Annotated in this window: 15 protein-coding genes; 4 read left to right on the top strand and 11 right to left on the bottom strand. The window is 73.4% G+C overall.

Translation table 11 applies throughout. From position 1 onward, the window contains the following. Positions 1–230 precede the first annotated feature (230 nt). From modA to ABTX62_RS10410, 3 genes are read left to right on the top strand one after another with little or no spacing between them, the layout of a single operon-like run. Positions 231–1,040, top strand: a complete 810-nt coding sequence (gene modA / locus ABTX62_RS10420) for a molybdate ABC transporter substrate-binding protein (RefSeq protein WP_352115766.1) — start codon at positions 231–233, stop codon at positions 1,038–1,040. Beyond that, entirely contained in the window at positions 1,037–1,888 is an 852-nt protein-coding gene (gene modB, locus ABTX62_RS10415) for a molybdate ABC transporter permease subunit (RefSeq protein WP_352115765.1), read from the top strand. The genes modA and modB overlap by 4 nt, the downstream gene beginning before the upstream one ends. Further along, positions 1,885–2,967 (top strand): ABC transporter ATP-binding protein, encoded by a 1,083-nt coding sequence (locus tag ABTX62_RS10410; protein WP_352115764.1) that lies wholly within the window; start codon positions 1,885–1,887, stop codon positions 2,965–2,967. Before modB ends, ABTX62_RS10410 begins: the two co-directional genes overlap by 4 nt. A 21-nt stretch (positions 2,968–2,988) precedes the next feature. Here the strand turns inward: ABTX62_RS10410 and ABTX62_RS10405 are convergent, their stop codons facing one another. The 4 genes from ABTX62_RS10405 to ABTX62_RS10390 all read right to left on the bottom strand — a co-directional run bounded on the left by ABTX62_RS10405 (position 2,989) and on the right by ABTX62_RS10390 (position 8,487). Further along, a complete protein-coding gene (locus tag ABTX62_RS10405) occupies positions 2,989–4,197 on the bottom strand; it encodes an NAD(P)/FAD-dependent oxidoreductase (RefSeq protein ID WP_352115763.1) in 1,209 nt (402 codons plus the stop codon). A gap of 114 nt (positions 4,198–4,311) precedes the next feature. Further along, positions 4,312–5,262 carry an RNA polymerase sigma-70 factor gene (locus ABTX62_RS10400; protein ID WP_352115762.1) on the bottom strand — a complete coding sequence of 317 codons (951 nt, stop codon included), beginning with the start codon at positions 5,260–5,262 and terminating at the stop codon, positions 4,312–4,314. Positions 5,263–5,272: 10 nt separating this feature from the next. After that, the gene (locus tag ABTX62_RS10395; RefSeq protein ID WP_352115761.1) at positions 5,273–7,675 is read right to left on the bottom strand and encodes a bifunctional salicylyl-CoA 5-hydroxylase/oxidoreductase; all 2,403 of its coding nucleotides are present in this window, start codon (positions 7,673–7,675) and stop codon (positions 5,273–5,275) included. Next, positions 7,660–8,487, bottom strand: a complete 828-nt coding sequence (locus tag ABTX62_RS10390) for an enoyl-CoA hydratase family protein (RefSeq protein ID WP_352115760.1) — start codon at positions 8,485–8,487, stop codon at positions 7,660–7,662. Before ABTX62_RS10390 ends, ABTX62_RS10395 begins: the two co-directional genes overlap by 16 nt. A 320-nt stretch (positions 8,488–8,807) precedes the next feature. On the opposite strand from ABTX62_RS10390, the gene ABTX62_RS10385 reads away from it, so the two are divergent. Continuing rightward, entirely contained in the window at positions 8,808–9,263 is a 456-nt protein-coding gene (locus tag ABTX62_RS10385) for an ATP-binding protein (protein WP_352115759.1), read from the top strand. Here the strand turns inward: ABTX62_RS10385 and ABTX62_RS10380 are convergent. The 7 genes from ABTX62_RS10380 to ABTX62_RS10350 form a co-directional block, all read right to left on the bottom strand. Further along, the gene (locus ABTX62_RS10380; protein WP_352115758.1) at positions 9,220–10,656 is read right to left on the bottom strand and encodes an amino acid permease; all 1,437 of its coding nucleotides are present in this window, start codon (positions 10,654–10,656) and stop codon (positions 9,220–9,222) included. The genes ABTX62_RS10385 and ABTX62_RS10380 overlap by 44 nt on opposite strands. Positions 10,657–10,759: 103 nt before the next feature. Further along, on the bottom strand, positions 10,760–11,767 hold the full coding sequence (argF, locus tag ABTX62_RS10375; protein ID WP_352115757.1) for an ornithine carbamoyltransferase: 1,008 nt from the start codon (positions 11,765–11,767) through the stop codon (positions 10,760–10,762). An 87-nt stretch (positions 11,768–11,854) separates the two neighbouring features. After that, positions 11,855–13,078: an arginine deiminase gene (locus tag ABTX62_RS10370; RefSeq protein ID WP_352115756.1), complete on the bottom strand. Its 1,224-nt coding sequence runs from the start codon at positions 13,076–13,078 to the stop codon at positions 11,855–11,857. A 144-nt stretch (positions 13,079–13,222) separates the two neighbouring features. Next, complete coding sequence (locus ABTX62_RS10365; protein ID WP_352115755.1) at positions 13,223–14,923, bottom strand: aKG-HExxH-type peptide beta-hydroxylase; 1,701 nt, start codon at positions 14,921–14,923, stop codon at positions 13,223–13,225. Between the two features lie 84 nt (positions 14,924–15,007). After that, positions 15,008–15,235 (bottom strand): hypothetical protein, encoded by a 228-nt coding sequence (locus tag ABTX62_RS10360; protein WP_352115754.1) that lies wholly within the window; start codon positions 15,233–15,235, stop codon positions 15,008–15,010. A 104-nt stretch (positions 15,236–15,339) separates the two neighbouring features. Beyond that, positions 15,340–16,446, bottom strand: coding sequence for an effector-associated domain 2-containing protein (locus ABTX62_RS10355; RefSeq protein WP_352115753.1), 1,107 nt, complete (start codon positions 16,444–16,446; stop codon positions 15,340–15,342). Next, complete coding sequence (locus ABTX62_RS10350; protein WP_352115752.1) at positions 16,443–17,609, bottom strand: hypothetical protein; 1,167 nt, start codon at positions 17,607–17,609, stop codon at positions 16,443–16,445. The genes ABTX62_RS10355 and ABTX62_RS10350 overlap by 4 nt, the downstream gene beginning before the upstream one ends. Between the last annotated feature and the right edge of the window lie 25 nt (positions 17,610–17,634).

The following is a 17,634-nucleotide window of genomic DNA, read 5'->3' as shown; positions in this document are numbered from 1 at the left end:
CCTCGTACTGGGTGTACTTGGGCTTGCGCCCGGTGCGGCGAGAGTGCGTGCCGGGCGTCGCGACGGGGCGAACGTTGCCTGCTGCGGCACTAGCTTCCCCGCGCCCATTCCGTGCCAACGCACATGCCGCGCCCAGCGATCCTCTCCCCGGCTCATGCGAATCCACAGGGGGGTTTCCCCTGGCATCTGCGGCATTATCATCGACGCAGGCCCAGCAGAGGAGCAGACCCGTGACGACCCGTACGGCGCACCGGACCCGCCGCCCGCTCCAGGTGGCCGCGGGGGGAGCCGCCGCGCTGCTGGCGCTGAGCGCCTGTGCGTCCGGCTCTGATCCCTCGGCCGGGCCGTCCGGGCCGGGCGGGGTCTCCGGTGAGGTGACCGTCTTCGCCGCGGCTTCGCTGAAGGAGAGCTTCACGACGCTGGGCGAGCGGTTCGAGAAGGAGCACCCCGGCACGAAGGTCACCTTCAGCTTCGGCGGCAGCGACTCCCTCGCCGCGAGCATCACCGGCGGGGCCCCGGCGGATGTCTTCGCCTCGGCCAGCCCCAGGACGATGAAGATCGTCACGGATGCCGAAGACGCCTCGGGCCCGCCCGAGACCTTCGTCCGCAACCGGCTGGAGATCGCCACCCTGCCCGGCAACCCGCACAGGATCGCCTCCCTCGAAGATCTCACCCGGGGTGGCCTGAAGGTCGTCCTGTGCGACGAGGCGGTGCCGTGCGGCGCCGCCGCGCAGCAGGCCCTCGACGCCCGCGGGCTCACGCTCACGCCCGTGTCGTACGAGCAGGACGTCAAGGCCGCGCTGACCAAGGTCGAGCTGAAGGAGGCCGACGCGGCCGTCGTCTACCAGACGGATGTGCGCGCGGCGGGTGACACGGTGGAGGGCGTGCAGTTCCCCGAGTCCGCCGACGCCGTCAACGACTACCCGATCGCCCTGCTCAAGGACGCCCGGAACGCCGGGACCGCCGAGGCGTTCATCGCGCTGGTGCGCTCCGCCGAGGGCCAGGACGTCCTGGGCGCGGCCGGGTTCCTCAAGCCGTGACAGCCCCGGTCGGCAAGCCTCATGTCGCGACCGACGGTCCGCGGGGCGGTCCGCGGCGCCGTCGGGTCCGGACGGGCGTCCCGCTGCCCCTGCTGCTCCCCGCGCTGGCCGGCCTGGCGTTCCTGATCGTGCCGCTGATCGCCCTGCTCGTGCGGACCCCGTGGCACAGCCTGCCCGGGCAGCTGACCAGCCCAGAGGTGTGGCAGGCCCTCAGGCTGTCCCTGCTGTGCGCCTCGGCGGCCACCGCGGTGAGCCTGGTCGTCGGCGTGCCGCTGGCCTGGCTGCTGGCCCGCGTCGACTTCCCCGGCCGCGGCCTCGTACGCGCCCTCGTCACCCTGCCCCTGGTCCTGCCTCCGGTCGTCGGCGGTGTGGCGCTGCTGACGGCGCTCGGCCGCAACGGCATCGTGGGGCGGTGGCTCGACTCGTGGTTCGGGATCACGCTGCCCTTCACCACCGCCGGGGTCGTGCTCGCGGAGGCGTTCGTGGCCATGCCGTTCCTCGTCATCAGCGTCGAGGGCACCCTGCGGGCCGCCGACCCCCGCTACGAGGAGGCGGCCGCCACCCTGGGCGCGTCCCGCTTCACCGCGTTCCGCCGGGTCACGCTGCCGCTCATCGCACCGGGCATCGCGGCGGGCGCGGTCCTGGCCTGGGCGCGGGCGCTCGGCGAGTTCGGCGCGACGATCACCTTCGCCGGCAACTTCCCCGGCCGCACCCAGACCATGCCGCTGGCCGTGTACCTGGCCCTGCAGAGCGACCCGGAGGCCGCCATCGCCCTCAGCCTGGTGCTGCTGGCGGTGTCGATCGCGGTCCTCGCGGGGTTGCGCGACCGCTGGATGCGTGCGGGATGACGCGGCCCCCCGCGCAGGACGCGCACACCGGCACCGCGACCGAAGGGCTGGACGCCCGCCTCGTCGTGGACCGCGGCGGTTTCCGACTCGACGTGCCGCTGACCGTCGCGCCGGGTGAGGTCGTCGCCCTGCTCGGCCCGAACGGCGCCGGCAAGACCACCGCGCTGCGCGCCCTGGCCGGTCTGATCCCGCTGACCGGCGGGCATCTGCGGCTGGAGGGCACCGAGCTGGACCGCACCCCGCCGGAGGCCCGCCCCGTCGGCGTCGTCTTCCAGGACTACCTGCTCTTCCCCCACCTCACGGCCCTCGACAACGTGGCCTTCGGTCCCCGCTGCCAGGGCGCCACCAAGGCCGAGGCCCGTGCGCGGGCCGCCGAGTGGCTGGACCGCATGGGCCTGGCGGCGCACGCCGGCGCCAAGCCGCGCAGGCTCTCGGGCGGCCAGGCCCAGCGGGTCGCCCTCGCCCGTGCCCTGGCGACCCGGCCCCGGCTGCTGCTCCTCGACGAGCCCCTGGCGGCCCTGGACGCCCGCACCCGCCTGGAGGTCCGCGCCCGGCTCCGGCGCCACCTGGCCGACTTCGAGGCGGTGGCCGTGCTCGTCACCCACGATCCGCTCGACGCCATGGTGCTGGCCGACCGTCTGGTGGTCGTGGAGCACGGCCGGGTCGTCCAGGAGGGCACCCCGGCCGACATCGCCCGCCATCCCCGTACGGACTACATCGCGCGGCTGGTCGGCCTGAACCTCTACCGGGGCGAGGCGGACGGCCACACCGTCCGTCTCGCCGGCGGTCCACCCGTCACCACCTCGGAGGTCCTGTCGGGCCCGGTCTTCGTGGCGTTCCCGCCCGGCGCGGTGACCCTCCACCGCGACCGGCCGACCGGCTCCAGCGCCCGCAACCTGTGGCGCTGCGAGGTGGCCGGTCTGGAGACCCACGGCGACCAGATCCGTGCCGACCTCACCGGTGAACTCCCCCTCGCCGCCGACCTCACGACGGTCGCCGCCGCCGAGCTCGGCCTGCACCCGGGCGCGCGGGTCTGGGCCACGGTGAAGGCGACGCAGACCCACGCCTACCCGGTCTGAGGCGTCCGGCGTCCGCACGGCTCAGGCCGCCGTCCCGACCCGCGCGCCCTCCGGGGCGACGGCCTCCCGCACGACGCGGCGGCGCCGCACCGGAAGGAGCGTCGGGTGGGCGACGCCCCAGGCCGCGCCCTTGCAGATGATCTCCTTGTAGAGCGCGGCGAGCCGGCCGGTCAGCGCCGCCGGCACGGCACGGTCGTCGGCGGTGACGTACTGGATCAGGCCGTTCCCGCGGCCCAGCGAGATGCACTGGTTGAAGTAGCGCACGGGCACGGTCGGGACCTTCCCGCCGGTCAGCCGGGCCGCGATGGCGTCGGCGGCCTGCCAGGCGGTGGGGACGCCCGAGGCGCACGACATCCGCAGCGGCTTGTCCGCGGGGCCCCTCGCCGAAGCCGCGTCGCCGATGGCGTACACGTCCGGGTGGGACACCGAGCGCATGGTCCGGTCGACGACGATCCGGCCGGTGCCGGTGACCTCCAGGGTGGTGGCCCGGGCGACGGGGTGGACGGCGAAGCCGGTGGTCCACACGGTGACCGCGGCCGGGATGTCCGTCCGGTCGCCGGTGGCGATGTGATCGGCTTCGACGGCGGTGACGGCCGTGTGCTCGTGGACGGTGATGCCGAGCCGGTCGAAGACCTCGCGCAGGTGCCGGGCGCCCTTGGCCGAGAGCCAGTCGCCGAGGCCGCCGCGGGCGACCAGGGCGACGTCGAGGTCCGGGCGGGACTCGGCGATCTCGGTCACCGCCTCCAGGCCGGTGAGACCGCCGCCGACCACGACCACGGATTCCCCGGCGGCCAGGCCGGCCAGCCGCTCGCGCAGCCGGAGCGCTCCGGGACGGCCGGCGATCTCGTGGGCGTGCTCGGCGGCGCCGGGCACGCCGTGGTCGTTCCAGCCGCTGCCGAGGGCGTAGACGAGTGTGTCGTACCGCAGTTCCTCGTCCGGCGCGCCCTCGTCGGCGTGGGCCCGGACGGTGACGGTCCTGCGGTCGACGTCGACGGCGGTGACCTTCCCCTGCTTCAGGGTGACGCCGGTGCCGTGGAACATCTCGCTGAACGGCCGGGGCGTGAGGTCCTGGCCGAGCGCGAGCTGGTGCATCCGGACGCGCTCGACGAAGTCGGGCTCGGCGTTGACGAGGGTGATGGCGACGTCTGCACGGTGCAGCCGCTTGGCGAGGCGCCCGGCGGCGGTGGCTCCGGTGTAGCCGGCTCCGAGGACGACGATGCGGTGCTGCATGGCGTGGCTCCTGTCATGACGGCTGTCTGGCGCGAATTCACCCCTTGAACCGGATGGCCCGCCCTTCCCTGACAGGAAGCCGATGTGAAGCACGTCACATCATGATCGGTCGGGTCAGAAGACCGTGAGCAGGGGATCGCCGTGGTCGCCGGCGGCCCAGCGCCGGGTCGCGCGTTCGAGCTTGTCGGGGTTGACCTGGTTGCGGAACGCGGCGATGCCGTCGTCGGCGATCTCCAGGCACATGACGCCGATGACCCGTCCGTCGACGACCACCACCAGGGCCGGGTCGCCGTTGGCGGTCGACGGGTAGACCGAGGGAGAGCCGCCGACCAGGTCGCGCTTGGCCTTGCTCGGCTTGAACAGGCCCCGCATGAACTTCGCGACCGCGAGCGCGCCCTCGATCGCCCTGGCACGGGCCGGGACCTTCCCGCCGCCGTCGCCGATCGCGACGGCGTCCTGGGTGAGCAGCCGCACCAGCGGTTCGGTCCGCCCGCTCGCGGCGGCCGCGAGGAACTCGTCGATGATCCGGCGCGCGGCGGCGGCGTCGATCTCGGTGCGGGTACGGGTCCTGCCCTGCGCGAGGTGCTTCTTCGCGCGGTGGAGGATCTGCTGGCTGGCGGCCTCGGTGAGGCCGAGGATGTCGGCGATCTCCCGGTGCGGATAGTCGAAGGCCTCCCGCAGCACGTACACCGCCCGCTCGTTCGGGGAGAGCCGCTCCAGCAGGACGAGCATCGCGTACGAGACCGATTCACGCTGCTCAGCGGTGTCCGCGGGCCCGAGCATGGGGTCCCCGGCGAGCAGCGGCTCGGGCAGCCACTCGCCCACATAGGTCTCGCGCCGCGCCCGGGCCGAGCCGAGCTGGTTGAGGCACAGGTTGGTGAGGACCTTCGTCAGCCACGCCTCGGGGACGTCGATGCGGTCGGTGTCGGCGCCCTGCCAGCGCAGGAACGTCTCCTGCACGGCGTCCTCGGCCTCGCTCGCCGAGCCGAGCAGCCGGTAGGCCACCGCCTCCAGGCGCGGCCTGAAGGCCTCGAACCGGTCCACGTCGTCCATGGTCAGCGCCATGCCCCGGATCCTAACGCGCCCGGGTGTCGCCGCCTCCCAGACTCAGGCGCGGCTTGGGGGCGTCCAGACGGCCCGTCCGGGGGCGGCGGCTGCCCGCGCGGTACGGGGCCGGCCAGACGGCGCCCGGGCCCGTGTACCCCTGCTCGGCCGCCGCGTGCAGGGTCCAGTGGGGGTCGTAGAGGTGGGGACGGGCGAGCGCGCAGAGGTCGGTGCGGCCCGCGAGGATCAGGGAGTTGACGTCGTCCCAGGAGGAGATGGCGCCGACCGCGATCACCGGGACGCCCGCGGTGTGGCGGATCCGGTCCGCGAACGGTGTCTGGTACGACCGCCCGAACTCCGGCCGCTCGTCCGCGACGACCTGGCCCGTCGACACGTCGATCGCGTCGGCCCCATGCGCGGCGAAGGCCCGGGCGATCTCGACGGCGTCCTCGGCGGTCGTCCCGCCCTCGGCCCAGTCGGTGGCGGAGATGCGGACGGTCATGGGCCGCTCCCCCGGCCACACGGCGCGTACGGCGTCGAAGACCTCCAGCGGGAAGCGGAGCCGTTTCTCCAGGGAGCCGCCGTAGGCGTCGGTGCGCCGGTTGGTCAGCGGGGAGAGGAAACCGGACAGGAGATAGCCGTGGGCGCAGTGCAGTTCGAGCAGGTCGAAGCCGGCCCGGGCGGCGCGGACGGCCGCTGCCGCGAACTGTTCCCGGAGGTCGGTGAGCTGGGCGCGGGACAGCTCACGCGGCGTCTGGCCGGCCTCCTTGTACGGAAGGGCCGAGGGGGCCACCAGCGGCCAGTTCCCCTCCTCCAGCGGCTCGTCCATGCCCTCCCACATCCGCTTCGTGGAGCCCTTGCGGCCGCTGTGGCCGAGCTGGACGCCGATCGCCGTGCCGGGAGCCCGGTCGTGGACGAAGTTCGTGATCCGCTTCCAGGCCTCTGCCTGCCGGCCGGTGTAGAGACCGGCGCAGCCGGGCGTGATCCGGCCCTGCTCGCTGACGCACACCATCTCGGTCATCACCAGCCCCGCCCCGCCCAGCGCCCGCGCGCCGAGGTGGACGAGGTGGAAGTCGCCGGGGACGCCGTCGACGGCCGAGTACATGTCCATCGGCGAGACGACGACCCGGTTGCGCAGGGTCAGGCCCCGCAGCCGGAACGGTGTGAACATCGGGGGCGTGCCGGGCGGGCAGCCGAACTCGCGCTCCACCGTCTGTGTGAAGCGCCCGTCGCGCAGCCGCAGATTGTCGTGCGTGACGCGGCGGCTGCGGGTGAGCAGGTTGAAGGCGAACTGGCGGGGCGGCTGGTCCAGGTACAGGCCGAGGTTCTCGAACCACTCCAGGCTGGCCCGGGCCGCGCGCTGCGTGGAGGCGACGACGGGTCGCCGCTCGGCCTCGTACGCGGCCAGGGCCTCGGGCAGCGTGTCGCGCTCCGCCAGGCAGGCGGCCAGGGCCAGCGCGTCCTCGACCGCGAGCTTGGTGCCGGAGCCGATGGAGAAGTGGGCGGTGTGCGCGGCGTCCCCGAGGAGGACGACGTTGCCGTGCGACCAGCGGTCGTTGACGACCGTGCGGAACGTCGTCCACGTGGAGTTGTTCGATGTCAGGGGGCGGCCGCGGAGGGCTTCCGCGAAGATCTTGGCGCACCGCCCGATCGACTCGGCTTCGTCGAGTTCGTCGAACCCGGCCGCGCGCCAGACCTCTTCGCGCATCTCGATGATCACCGTGGACGCGTCGGGCGCGTAGGGGTAGCCGTGGAGTTGCATCACGCCGTGTTCGGTCTCGGCGATCTCGAAGCGGAAGGAGTCGAAGGGGAAGTCGGCGGCGAGCCAGATGTAGCGGCAGCGGTGGGCCGTCACCCGGGGCCGGAAGGTGTCGGCGTAGGTCTCGCGGGTGGCGCTGTGGACGCCGTCCGCGGCGATGACCAGATCGTGGGTGTGCGGGAGGTCCGCCGGGGCCCCGGTGCGAAAGCGGAGGTCGACGCCGAGTTCGCGGCAGCGGGTGTGGAGGATGTCCAGCAGTCGCTTGCGGCCCAGGGCGGCGAACCCGTGGCCGCCGGAGGTGTGGCGTGCGCCGCGGTGGACGATGTCGATGTCGTCCCAGCGGGTGAAGTGCCGCTGCAGGGCGTCGTAGACCTGGGGATCGGCGTGCTCTATGCCGCCGAGGGTCTCGTCGGAGAGGACCACGCCGAAGCCGAAGGTGTCGTCGGGGGCGTTGCGTTCCCAGACGGTGATCTCCCGTGCGGGGTCGAGGCGTTTGAGGAGGGCGGCGGCGTAGAGCCCTCCCGGGCCGCCGCCGATGATCGCGACCCGTAGGGGGTGGCCGGTGTCGTGGTGCGGATGCGGGTGCGTTGTGGCTTGTCGCGCCCGCGCGGCGGTAGCCGCGTATTCAGCACGGCCCCGCGCCGCCGAGGGAGTCGCGGTCACCGTCCGCTCCATTTCGGGGGGCGCTTCTCCGTGAAGGCCGCGTGGAATTCCGCGTAGTCCTCTCCCGTCATCAGGAGGGCCTGGGTCGAGGCGTCCAGTTCGATCGAGGCCGCCAGGGGCATGTCCAGTTCGGACGTGAGCAGCGCCTTCGTCTGCGCGTGGGCCAGGGCCGGGCCGGACGCCAGGCGGTGGGCCAGCCGGTGGGACGTCTCGTCCGCCCGGCCCTCCTCCGTCAGTTCGCTGATCAGGCCGATGCGCTCGGCCTCCGGGGCCCGGACCGGGTCGCCCAGCATCAGCAGGCGGGTCGCGTGACCCAGGCCGACGACCCGGGGCAGCAGGTAGGCCGCGCCCATGTCGCCGCCGGAGAGCCCGACACGGGTGAAGAGGAAGGCGAAGCGGGCGGTGGGATCGGCGACGCGGAAGTCCGCGGCCAGGGCGAGGACCGCTCCGGCCCCCGCGGCCACGCCGTGCAGCGACGCGATCACGGGGAACGGGCACTCGCGGATCGCGCGGACCACCTGGCCGGTCATCCGGTTGAAGTCGAGGAGCCGGGCGGTGTCCATGCCGAGGGTCGCGCCGATGATCTCGTCGACGTCGCCGCCGGAGCAGAAGCCGCGGCCCTCCCCGGCCAGCACCAGGGCCCGTACCGACCGCTCCCGGGACAGCTCCGCGAGCAGGTCGCGCAGGTCGGCGTAGGCGCCGAAGGTGAGCGCGTTGAGCTTCTCGGGACGGGCCAGGGTGACGGTCGCGACACCGTCGGCGACGTCGAGGCGCAGATGCTCCCAGCCGGCGGTGCGGGCGGCGGAGCCGGTGAAGGGACTCATGTCGTGCGGCCTCCTCGGGCGGGCACTGCCTCACTGAGCTCTACCCCACGAAGCTATCACTCGTCCGTGACTGTCGTCATGAGTACGCGACAGACCGTCCGGGTAGGAGTGCGGTGGGGGATCGGATGCGACCCGGTCCGGTCACATCCGTCACAGATCGTCCACACCGGCGTAACGGCGGGATCAGGCGTGCGCGGCACCGCGTTCACCTGGGTAAGCCGTCGGCAAGGAGGCGACGGCGCCTCCGCCGGTGCCCCTCGGACTCCTCCGAAGAGCGGCGCCGTACCATTCCTAAGGTTGAAAGCAGGACGTCCTGCTCCATGAACGGACCCGCCGTGCACGAACTCCCCTCAGCCCCCGCCTCCTGGCGCATCGCGCTGCCGCACACCGCGGCGGCGGTGCCCGTGGCGCGCGCCCTGGTCCGTACGGCGCTGGCCGAGCTGGAGCACGCGGCGGACTGCGACACCGCTGAGCTGCTCACGGCGGAGCTGGTGGCCAACGCCGTGGAGCACACCACCGGCGGGACACCGATAGAGCTGGTCGTGGAGCTGATGCCGTCGGGCTGCCAGGTCGAGGTGCACGACACCGACCCGGCCCCGCCCGGCGACCTCACCCGTCCGGCCGGCGGCCCGCCCGACCCCTGGCAGGAGCACGGGCGCGGACTGCTGCTGATCCGCGCCCTGAGCTCCTCCTGCGGACACCGGCCGACCGAGTCCGGCAAGGCGGTCTGGTTCAGGCTGTCCGCACTGCCGGCTCAGCGGCGTCCACCGGCGTGACCCGGGCGAGCCGGGAGTTGCGCCGGCCGTAGAGCAGGTACAGGGCGACCCCGGCCACGAGGAACGCCGCGAACTGGAGCCAGGTCGTCGCGCCCGTCTCGTACATCAGGTACAGGCAGCAGCCGACGCCGAGCAGCGGGGTCACGGGGTACAGCGGCACCCGGAAGCTGCGGGCGAGGCCGGGCTCGCGACGGCGCAGCGCGATGACCGCGATGTTGACGACGGCCATGGTCGCGAGGGTGCCGATGGTGCACAGGTTGACCACCGCGTCCAGCGGTGCGAAAGCCGCGGGGAGCGCGAAGACGACGGCCACGATCAGCGTGCCGGCGACCGGCGTGGAGGTCCTCGGCGACACCTTCTCGAAGACGCTCGGGATGAGCCCGTCGCGGGACATGGACATCAGGATCCGGGTCTGGCCGTACATCACGGCGAGCACGACCGAGGCGATGGCCACGACCGCACCGAAGGCGATCACCGCGCCTCCGGCGGTGGAGCCGGTGACCTGGTTGACGACGTAGGAGAGTGCCGCGGGACGGCCGCCGACCGCGTCACCGCCGATGGCGCCGATCGCGACGAGCGCGACCGCGCAGTAGAGCAGTGTCACCAGGCCGATGCAGACGAGGATCGCCACGGGGATGTCCCGGCGCGGGTTCTTCGCCTCCTCCCCGGCGGTGGTGATCGCGTCGAAGCCGATGTAGGAGAAGAAGGCGGCGGTGGTGCCCGCGCCGATGCCGGCCAGGCCCGTCGGCGAGAACGGGGTGAGGTTGCCGTCCTCGAAGGCGGTGAAGCCGATCGCGATGAAGGCGACCAGGACGGCGAGCTTCAGCACGGCCATCGCGGCGGTGGCCCGGGCGCTCTCGCGCACTCCGCGGACCAGCAGCACGGCGGCCATCGCGATGACGATCACGGCCGGGAGGTTCACCGCGCCGCCGTCGCCGGGTCCGGCCGACAGGGCCGCGGGCAGGTGCACTCCGGTGACGCTCTCGAGGAGCTCGTTGACGTACTGACTCCAGCCGACCGCCACCGCGGACACCGACACGCCGTACTCCAGCAGCAGGCACCAGCCGACGAGGAAGGCCGTGCCCTCACCGAGACCGGCGTAGGCGAAGGAGTACGAGGAGCCGGAGACGGGGATCGCGCCGCCCAGCTCGGCGAAGGCGAACGCGGTGAAGACGCAGGTGATCGCGGCGAGCAGGAAGGAGACGACGACGGCCGGGCCGGCCTGGGCGACCGAGTCGGACAGGCCGACGAAGATGCCGGTGCCGACGATCGCGCCGACGCCGAAGCAGATGAGCTGGAAGAGGCCCATCGTGCGCTTGAGGCCGTGGCCTTCACGGTCGGCGCCGGATTCCGCCACGAGAAGGGCGGGGGGCTTGATCCGGGGAGCGGGCATGCGGGTGGTGCTCGTTTCTGGTGGTGCGGCAGTGCGACGGGTTCGTCGCGCGGCGGCCGCGGAGAAGGGGTGGTTCCGGGCCGCCGGTCAGCATAAGGCCTGTTCAGGCGAGGGTTGCCACCAAGACCGCCTTGATGGTGTGCATCCGGTTCTCCGCTTCGTCGAAGACGACCGAGTGGGCCGACTCGAAGACCTCGTCGGAGACCTCCAGGTACTCCAGGCCGTGCGCCGCGTGGATCTCCTGGCCGACCTCGGTGCCGAGATCGTGGAAGGCGGGCAGGCAGTGCAGGAACCGCACGTCCGGGTTGCCGGTGGCGCGCAGCACGTCCATGGTCACGGCGTAGGGGGCGAGGGCGGTGACGCGCTCGGCCCAGACCTCCTTCGGCTCGCCCATGGAGACCCAGACGTCGGTGGCGACGAAGTCGGCGCCCCGGACGCCCTCGTCCACGGTCTCCGTGAGCGTGATGCGGGCACCGCTGGCCCCGGCGAGCACACGGGCCCGGTCGACGACCTCCTGGGCCGGCCAGTACTCCTTCGGCGCGACGAGCCGTACGTCCATGCCGAGCAGGGCGCCGGTGACCAGGTAGGAGTTGCCCATGTTGAAGCGGGCGTCGCCCAGGTAGGCGAAGGCGACCCCGGTCAGCGGCTTGGCGCTGTGCTCGGTCATGGTCAGCACGTCGGCGAGCATCTGGGTGGGGTGCCAGTCGTCGGTGAGCCCGTTGTAGACGGGGACACCGGCGTGCGCGGCCAGCTCCTCCACCTTGCGCTGGCTGTCGCCCCGGTACTCGATCGCGTCGTACATCCGGCCCAGCACCCGCGCGGTGTCCTTGACCGACTCCTTGTGCCCGATCTGGGAGCCGGAGGGGTCGAGGTACGTGGTCGAGGCGCCTTGGTCGGCGGCCGCGACGTCGAACGCGCAGCGGGTGCGGGTGGACGTCTTCTCGAAGATCAGCGCGATGTTGCGGCCCCGGAGGTACTGGGTCTCGGTCCCGGCCTTCTTGGCGGCCTTCAGTTCGGCGGCCAGCTCGACCAGAGCACGGAACTCCTCCGCGGTGAAGTCCAGCTCTTTGAGGAGGTGGCGGCCGGCGAGGGCGGTCGGGACAGTCGCCATGGGGGTGCTCCAGGGATACGGGGACACAGACGTCTGGAATACTATACGAAGCTCAGCATGTCTATACGGAGACCTCCCGTGGGCCGCCTACACGGGCTCCCGTTCGACCGGGCAGCTCATGCACCGCGGCCCGCCCCTGCCCCGGCCCAGCTCGCTGCCCGGGATCTCTATCACCTCGATGCCCTGCTTGCGCAGGTGGGTGTTGGTGGTGGCGTTCCGCTCGTAGGCGACCACGACGCCGGGCTCGACGGCCAGGACGTTGCAGCCGTCGTCCCACTGCTCGCGTTCGGCCGCGTGCACGTCCTGGGTGGCGGTCAGCACACGGATCTCGTTCAGCCCGAGAGCGGCGGCGATCGCCCGGTGCATGTGCTCCGGCGGATGGTCGGTGACCTTCAGTTCCTTCTCGCCGACGCCCGGTTCGATGGTGTACGAGCGGAGCATGCCGAGGCCCGCGTACTGGGTGAAGGTGTCGCCGTCGACCATCGTCATCACGGTGTCGAGGTGCATGAAGGCACGCCGCTTGGGCATGTCGAGGGCCACGATCGTCTCGGCGGACCCGGCGGCGAACAGCTTGTGCGCGAGCATCTCCACGGCCTGCGGGGTGGTCCGCTCGCTCATGCCGATGAGCACCGCCCCGTTGCCGATGACCAGCACGTCACCGCCCTCGATGGTGGACGGATAGTCGGCCTGCCCCTCCGACCACACCCGGAACGACTCGTCCCGGAAGAGCGGGTGGTGCCGGTAGATCGCCTCGAAGTGCACGGTCTCGCGCTGCCGGGCGGGCCAGCGCATGGCGTTGATGGACACGCCGTCGTAGATCCAGGCGGAGGTGTCGCGGGTGAAGAGGTGGTTGGGCAGCGGGCCCAGCAGGAAGTCGTCCAGTTCCATGACGTGGAAGCGCACGGAGGTCGGCTCCGGGTGCGCGTCGAGGAACTCGCGTTTGGTCATGCCGCCGATCAAAACCTCGGCCAGGTCCCGCCCGGGCATGTTCTCGAAGGCGGCTCGGAGCGGTTCGGTGGCCAGCGGGCCGTACTCCTTCTCGTCGAAGACCCGGTCCAGGACGAGGGATCTGGCCGCCGGAACCTCGAGCGTCTCGGCCAGCAGGTCACCGAAGAGGTGGACGGCGACGCCCCGGTCGCGCAGCACGTCGGCGAACCCGTCGTGCTCGGCGCGGGCCCTGCGCACCCACAGCACGTCGTCGAAGAGCAGCGAGGTCCTGTTGCTGGGGGTGAGCCTTTTGAGCTCGAGATCGGGCCGGTGCAGGATGACGCGGCGCAGCCGCCCGGCCTCGGAGTGGACGTGGTATGCCATGCCTCCATCCTGACCACCCGAGGGCGTATTGACGCGCTCCTCGGCCGTTTCCGTGACCACCGGTGCCCGTCGCGCCGGCGGCGGAGGCGAGAGGGCCGGGCTCACACGGCCGTCGCGCCGGCGGCGGAGGCGAGAGGGCCGGGCTCACACGCGCGGCGACGGCTGCAGCAGTTCCTCCGGCCGCGCCAGCATCCGGCGGGCGGCCCGCCCCGGTTCCAGGATCGTCCGGGCGACGATCCAGCCCGCGAGCGCGTGCGGTTCGGCCGGGGCATCGGCCAGGACGTCGGCGTACCGGGCGAGCGCGGCCTCCGCGTCCCCGGCGGCGAGGTGCTCGTCGGCGGTGCGCGGGACGGCGGGGCGGGTGGCGAAGGCGTGGGTGCGCACGTCCGGCCAGGAGGTCCGGTCGCGGCGGAAGCGGAGCTCCGCCGGCCCGGCGGTCCGGGCGGGCACGACGTTGCGCAGACGCCATTCGGTGCGGTGCAGTGCGGCGGCGGTGCGGGCGCGGCCGAGGGCGGCGGACGGGACCGGTTCGCGCAGCCAGCCGTCGAGGGTGCGGGCGAGCCCCGTCACGAGGACCCGGCCCTGCGCGGTGAGGCGGCTCTCGACCAGCAGCGTGCGCACGACCAGCCGGCTCTGCAGGCGGCGCAGCGCGAAGTGGTAGCCGGCCAGGTCGGCCGCCCGGGCGTCCCGCGCCGCGGCCAGGCGGTCCCGCCAGAACCCGGCGACGCCGGTGAACGCGTACGCCCCGTGCAGCAGCCCGGTGAGATGGCGCGGGTCCGGACGCCATGGGGCGTAGTAGCGCTCCCCGCGGTCGTCGTCGAGCAGCGGGAAGAGGTGCAGCAGGGCGGCCAGCTTGCTGTGCTGGAACTCGTGCACCAGCGTCTCGGCGAGCGCCGTGCCGCACGACGGGCGGGCGATCACCATGGCCCCGAAGGAGTCACCGCTGGAGGCGGACACCGACACGGTGGGCGGCGCGGGGGGCAGCGTGGTGGTACGCCCCCAGGGCACCACGGCCCGGATCTCGCGGACGTCGAACCGGCCGGGCCCGTCGCCGCCCGGTGCGGCGAGCAGCGCCGCGGCCTCCTCGAACAGCCGCTGCCAGGTCCGGGCTTCGTCGGGGTCGAGCCGTGCGGGCGGGAGGGGATCGTCCAAGTCGCGGTAGGGGTCCAGGTCTTCGAGGGGGATGCCGACCGGGCCGTCGGGGGTGTGATGGGTGAGGGTGCGCAGCGGCAGCCAGGCCGGGGTTTCCGCCGGCGGTGCCGACAGCGGCCGTGTCGCCGGGCGGACCGTCGCGGCCACGGGGACGCCCGCGCGGCCGGGCCCGGACAGCATCAGCTCGCCCTCCCTCGTGCGGGCCCGGCCGACCGTCAGCCCCTCCTTCGCCGCGGCGAGTCGGGCCAGACCCAGGCCCGGCAGCGGCAGCGTTCCGTCGGTGAGGGACACCCGGAGGTCCGCCCGCGTACCGGCGCGCAGGGACGCGGCGACGGCCAGGGCGCACAGATGCCCGGCCTCGGCCCACAGCGGCGGGCCCGACGCGGTGCCGTGCAGCCGGCGCAGGAGGTGGGCGATCCAGCCGCCCGTGGCCGGGGCGAGCAGCAGCCGGTCGACCGGGCCGGGCGCCGTCGCGGCGGCCTCTTTCAGAACGCCCCAGGCCTCGGCGGCGGAGCTCAACGGCGTACTCAGCGCGTCGAGCCGGTCCAGCAGGGTCCGCAGGAGCAGCAGTCGCCGTGCCCGCTCGGCGCGTTCGAGGAAGGCGACGGCCTCCGCGGAGCCGCCCCCCGCCGCCAGTTCCGCCAGGATGCGCTCGGGCATGCGGAACGGGGCATGGCGCGGCTCGCTGGGCATGCGGGACCTCCGGTCGCGGGTGCGGGCGTGGGCCCCGGCACAGCGTCGAGGCCACGGACGGGCCGCCTGCCGGGGGCTGGAGACCTATTCGGCCCGGGCGCTCCCCTCGCTGCCCCCTCTGATGCCGGCGCGTGCCCGCAGGACCTCACCGAGGAGACGGGCGGAGGGAGCAAGTGGGGCGAGACCGTCCACCGCGGTCAGGGGCAGCTCCGTCAGGTCGGCGAGATCCGACTCCCACACGGCGGTACCAGCAGCCGCGGCCGGCTCGCGGACGGCGACTTCGGCGTGGCACAGAGCGGGCTGCTGGTCCAAGGTGCTCCCCCTTCTCGCACGGTGGCACGCGATGCCCCGTGCCCGTTCATTTCCATCATGGCCATTCCTGCCCGGGTCGAAAACCGTACGATCACGCCACCCGATCATTTCCGATCGCCCGGGCGTCGCGCCGACGCCGCGAACTCGGTCAGTGCCGCGCCCAGTTCACCCTTCAGTTCCGGTGTGTCGTCGAGGGAGACCACGGCGTCGAACAGCTCCCGCAACACCTCCGGCCGGCGCCGGGCCACACCGGTGAGGATGTTGACGACATCGGTGCGCGCCTTGCTGTGGCGGGCCAGCGTCGCTGTGACACGGGGGTCCAACGAGGCGATGAGCGCCTGCCGTTCGGTGGGGTCCTGCATCAAGGGGTAGGCGAGGAGAGCGTTCACCGCCCGCTGCAGCGGTGGGACCGGCCGGTCCTCGGGGCCCCGCTCCGCCGGCGCCACGATCTCGGTGCGCTCCGGGCCGCGCAGCCGAATCTCCGGATACTGCAGAGTACGTCCCGCTTCCCTGAGGGCCGCGATACGTGCCCGCACGGCCGGAAACAGTCCCTCCGGATCGGGTGGTGCGGGAAGGACGGCGGCCCGGTCGGCCAGCAGCCCGAGCAGGATCTCGGAGAACAGGCCCGTCCCGCGCTCCGGGTCGTTGGCGGCGGCCCGTCCGCGCCCGGCGGCCTGCAGCAGCGTCTGCCGGTGGGCGTGGTTGCGCCGCCCCACCGGCAGGGCGTCCGGCGGCAGCGGTTCCCGGAAGGCGAGGTCTTCCTCGAAGGTCTCGCAGGCGTCCACGATCCACAGCTGCTCGCCGAAGGCCGGTACGGCGTCCCCGGCGAACCGGTCGAGCGCGCTGTCCAGGTCGATGCCCAGCTTGTCGGCGGTGCTCGCGTCGGAGCAGAACAACCGCAGACGGCCGGCCCGGTCGAGCACTCCGTGCCCGCCCCACCAGACCCACAGGACGTCGCCCTGCTCCACGGGCAGTTCCCGGACGAGGACGCGGCGCAGGGTGGCGTGGTCGGCGGGCCGATGAGCGACGCCGGGGGCGTAGGACGCCAGGGGGGCGAGGTGGAGCCGCAGTCGCTCCCCGGGCACCCCGGCCTCGCACAGCAGCCGGTGGAAGGCGACCGCGTCGCGGGCCGGGCCGGGCAGGTCCCAGCCGGGCCCGGCGTCGTAGCGCTCGATGCCGACGATCAGGGCGTGCACCCGGGCGGGGTTCACGGCAGCCGGTCCACGATGTGGCGGTACACCTCGGGGTTGGTCCAGTAGGCGCTGTGGGAGGCCGGGAAGGGCTGGCGGCTGTCGACCCGGACGTCGGTGACGCGGCCAGGGAAGAGGCCCGCGCCGAGGTAGGAGAGCAGGTCGCGCGGGTCGTAGAGGTTCAGCCAGTCGGGCAGGTGCGGCGGGAGCGGCGACGGGTGTTCGAGGGAGGGCAGCGACCCGGACTCATAGAGGAAGGGGCCCTGGGAGCCCGCCGTCACCAGGAGCCGGACCTGGGGCAGCGGGGTGGAGATCAGGGTGTCCAGGGCGATGACGCCGCCCAGGCTGTGGCCGACGACGGTGACGGGCGGTTCCAGGCCCTTGACCACCTCCCGCAGGTCGGCGCGGACCGCCTCGCCGCGGCTGAGGTAGCGCAGGATGTCGGCCGCGGCCGGATGAGCGGCCTCGGTGAGGGCGCGTCGGCGGCGCAGGACGGCACGGGATGCCATCGGACCCGCCACCCGCAGCACCAGGGAGCGCATCCCGCGTTCGGTGCCCCTGGGCGCTGCACCGAGTGCCACGGCCAGCCGTTCGACGACGGTGTCGCGGCTGTCGCCGACCGGTACGAGGGGGGCGTCCGAGTCCAGGGCGTCGGCGATCACCCGGGCGGTCAGGCTGCGGGCGACGAGGTGCGCGAGGTCGTCGGGGGTGAGAGCTGCCGCGGCCGGTGTGAGCAGGGAGTGGGCCGCGAGGTCGGTGGCGGCGCGGGTGAGGCCGGGCCCCCACTCCACCGCGGGTTCGTCCCCCCGAGTCGCGAGGTCCGCCAGCCGTGCGCGTATCGCCTGGTCAGGGGGCAGGGATCCGGGTGCTCGCTCGGCGGCCCGCGGAGCGCCGGCCGCCGCGAGGGCGAGTTCCGCGTACGGGTCGGTGTAGAGGGCGGCCCAGACGGCGGCCGTCTCCTCCTCGGGGTCCGGTCCGGCCGGGCCCCGGGACGTGCCGCCCGGCGCGGCGGGAAGACTGGCGCCACCGGCCGCGAGCGTGGCGCCGTGTGTGTCGCCCCAGTAGTACGGCACGATGCGGAGTTCCCCGCGCAGGGCGGTCAGTCCGGCCGCCACGCGCCCCGCAAGCTTCGAGAAGCCCGGTTCGCGCACCCCTGTTCCATGGATGAAGACGACCGTCGCCATGTACTCCCCCGTGACACCGGTGCAG

The sequence above is a fragment of the Streptomyces sp. NPDC096046 genome, assembly GCF_040303285.1.
Taxonomy (GTDB): Bacteria; Actinomycetota; Actinomycetes; order Streptomycetales; family Streptomycetaceae; genus Streptomyces.
Note: the sequence above shows the minus strand (reverse complement) of the source record. Positions and strands in the feature narration are given on the sequence as shown.